The organism is Brevibacterium litoralis (genome assembly GCF_040212315.1).
GTDB classification, from domain to species: Bacteria; Actinomycetota; Actinomycetes; order Actinomycetales; family Brevibacteriaceae; genus Brevibacterium; species Brevibacterium litoralis.
On the sequence record NZ_JBDIUY010000049.1, the window covers coordinates 1 to 3,351 of the forward strand.

At 68.5% G+C, this 3,351-nt stretch carries 3 protein-coding genes; 1 reads left to right on the plus strand and 2 read right to left on the minus strand.

Going from position 1 to position 3,351, the window contains the following annotated elements:
* Positions 1 to 92: 92 nt before the first annotated feature.
* Positions 93 to 773, minus strand: a complete 681-nt coding sequence (locus AAD496_RS14650) for a winged helix-turn-helix domain-containing protein (RefSeq protein WP_349829605.1) — start codon at positions 771 to 773, stop codon at positions 93 to 95.
* Positions 770 to 2,173, minus strand: coding sequence for a sensor histidine kinase (locus AAD496_RS14655; RefSeq protein ID WP_349829606.1), 1,404 nt, complete (start codon positions 2,171 to 2,173; stop codon positions 770 to 772). Before AAD496_RS14655 ends, AAD496_RS14650 begins: the two co-directional genes overlap by 4 nt.
* Before the next feature lie 174 nt (positions 2,174 to 2,347).
* Here AAD496_RS14655 and phoU point away from each other — a divergent pair, with 174 nt between their 5' ends.
* Positions 2,348 to 3,043 carry a phosphate signaling complex protein PhoU gene (gene phoU, locus AAD496_RS14660; RefSeq protein WP_349829607.1) on the plus strand — a complete coding sequence of 232 codons (696 nt, stop codon included), beginning with the start codon at positions 2,348 to 2,350 and terminating at the stop codon, positions 3,041 to 3,043.
* The last annotated feature ends 308 nt before the right edge of the window (positions 3,044 to 3,351 follow it).

The window sequence follows — 3,351 nt, forward strand, 5'->3', positions numbered from 1 at the left end:
ACACGAGAGAGGGGCCCGAGGACGATGTCCTCGGGCCCCTCTCTCGTGTATCGGGCCCCGGGTGGGGTGCCGGGGCGTGGGCGGTGTCGGACTCAGGCCTCCAACTTGTACCCGAGACCACGGACGGTGATGAGCAGGCGGGGTTCGGAGGGCTCGACCTCGACCTTGGCGCGCAGGCGCTTGATGTGCACGTCGAGGGTCTTCGTGTCGCCCACGTAGTCCTGCCCCCAGATGCGGTCGATGAGCTGACCCCGGGTCATGACCCGGCCGGCGTTGCGGACGAGCATCTCCAGCAGCTCGAACTCCTTGAGCGGCAGCTGGAGTTCCTCGCCGCGGACGCTCGCGACGTGACGGTCGACGTCGATCCGCACACCGCCGGCCTCGAGGATGCTCTCGACGGCGCCCTCGGCCTCACCCCCGCGGCGCATCACCGCGCGGATCCGGGCGAGCAGCTCGCGGGAGGAGTAGGGCTTCGTCACGTAGTCGTCGGCGCCGAGCTCCAGGCCCACGACCTTGTCGATCTCCGAGTCCTTGGCGGTGAGCATGATGATCGGCACCGCGGACTTCGTCCGGATCAGACGGCACACCTCGGTCCCCGGGACTCCTGGCAGCATGAGGTCGAGGAGGACGAGATCGGCACCCGTCCGGTCGAACTCCGCCAGTGCGTCGACCCCGGTCGGGGCGATCGTGACCTCGTAGCCCTCCTTGCCGAGCAGGTAGGAGAGCGGGTCCGAGATCGAGTCCTCGTCCTCGACGAGAAGTATGCGTGTCACGTCGTCTGTTCCTTCGTCCGTCGTTCCTGGATGGCCGCCTCACCCGGAGCGTACGCCCCGGGGTCGGCGGACCCGTGGTCGTGGTCGGGGGTCGCCCCCGATGTGGTCGTCCCGTCCGGCGCCGCCGAGGCGCCCGCGGGGTCCTCCTCCGAGGTATTCGTCTCCCCGATGTCCGCGGACGCAGCGTCCGGCGGTACCTCGTCGGGTGACACCTCACCCGGTGACACGACGGCCTGGGGCGGCCTGCCCGTGTTCCCGGGCCCCGGTTCCTCACCGGGTGGGACGCTCAGGGGGAGCAGGATGGTGAAGGTCGAGCCCTGTCCCAGTTTGCTCCAGACCTTCATCTCGCCGTTGTGGGTCGCGACGATGTGCTTGACGATGCTCAGACCCAGGCCCGTCCCCCCGGTCACCCGGGAGCGTGCCGGGTCGACCCGGTAGAAGCGTTCGAAGACGCGCTCGGTGTCCTCGGTGCTCAGGCCGATGCCCTGGTCCGTGACCGTGATCCCCACCCGTTCGTCGACGAGTCTCACGCCGACGCCCACCCGGGTGCCCTCGTTCGAGTAGTTGATCGCGTTGTCGACGAGGTTCCGGACCGCGTTCACCAACAATTCATAACTGCCGGAGACGTACCAGTCCTCACCCGTCGACACGCCGAGCTCGATGCTCTTGGCCTCCGCGGCGGTCGAGGCGCGGTCGACGGCGTCCTTCACCACCTCGGCGACGGACACGGTCTCCGCGGCGGCCGGCGCCTCGTGGTCCTGCACGCGGGAGAGGTCGATGATCTCCTGGACGAGCTGCGAGAGCCGCTTCGACTCCTGCTGCATCCGGCCGCCGAACCGCTCCACGGCCTCCGGGTCGTCGGAGAAGTCCGTGACCGCCTCGGCGAGCAAGGAGATCGCCCCGATCGGGGTCTTGAGTTCGTGGGACACGTTCGCCACGAAGTCGCGCCGCACCGCGTCGACCCGGCGGGACTCCGTGTGGTCGTCGCACAGGACGAGGACGAAGGCCGTGCCCAACGGCGCGACGCGGGCGTGCAGGTAGCGGGTGGTCCGGGACTCCGGGGACCGGGTCTGTTCGAAGTCGAGCTCCTCGATGAGTCCGCGGACGCGGACGCGTTCGACCACCTCGGCGAGGTCGATCGAGGCGAGCGAGTGCCCGCGCACGAGACCGTAGGTGTAGGAGGCGGGCGAGGCCTTGACGACGTCGTTGCCGGCGTCGATGACGACCGCAGCGCTCGGGACGACCGCGAGCACCTCGGCGATGCCGTCGGGCAACTCCCCATCGGAGTGGAAGTCCGTGGTGTCCCGGCTGCGTTCGGAAAAACGGAACGCGAGGATCCCCGCGACCCCCAGTCCGAGGCCGACGACTCCCGTGAGCACGGCGATCACCAACAATTCCACGCGACCACTCTAGGACGAGTGCGCTCCCCGGTGACGCGGAACCGTGCCACGGGTGGCCGATGTGCCCTAGAGTTCACCTGGTGCTCGGAAAGGATTCACCCGATCCTGGGACCGTGGAGCCGGCCGTGGGCACACTGCGGCCGCACATCGACACTCCGGAAAGGACCTCGGCCCGTGCGCGAAGTCTTCAAGAACGAGCTCGACGCCATCTCGACCGACCTCATCGCCCTGGCGAAGAAGGTCCTCGAAGCCGTCGACAACGCCAACAACGCCCTGTTGGACAACGATCTCGACCGTGCGGAGAAGGTCATCGACGGTGACTCCGTCATCGACATGCTCGTCGCGGAGATCGACCGCGAGGCCGCGAGGTTCATCGCCCGCCAGGCCCCGGTGGCCGTCGACCTGCGCGTCGTCATCGCCGCGCTCAAGATGAGTGTCGCGATGGAGCGCATGGGCGACCTCGCCCGCCACATCGCCTCCCAGGTCCGCATCCGCCACCCGCACGAGGCGATCCCCGCCGGGTTCGTCGACGTGTTCTCCAGCTTCGCCCGGTCCGCCCACCGGATCGCCGTCGCGATGGTCCAGCTGCTGGAGAACCCCGGCCTCGGCGCGGTCCCGATGATCTCGAATATCGACCAGGAGCTCGACCAGCTGCACCTGCGGGTCTTCTCCCTCATCGCCGAGGCGGACATGACCGTCGTGACGCCCTCGCAGATCGCCGACGTCACGCTGCTTGCCCGCTACTTCGAGCGGTTCGGCGACCAGGCCGTCAACGTCTCCCAGAAGGTCGAGTACCTGCTCACCGGCAGCTTCGAGCCGGAGCTCTCCGCCAAGGACGATGGCACCCCGGACGTCGCTCCCGAGGGCTGAATCAGACGCCGCCCGAGCCCCGGCACCCCACCGGCTGCTCAGGGCTGATCCCCACGCCGTCCGAGGCGGTAACCGCCCCGATATCGTTCACGACCCCCGATATGTCACGACATATCGGGGGTCGTCGCGTATGTCGGGGCGGTGGGGTTCCGGGGCTGGGGCTCGAACGCACCCGAAGCGCCCTGTACTTCTTGGGTTCTAGGGGTCGTTGCAACACTCGTACGGTGGTACGGGCTCACGCAGAAGTTAACAGTTCCCGCAATCGCTCGGCTGGGGTCGCCCAGCCGAGCGTTTTGCGTGGACGCCCA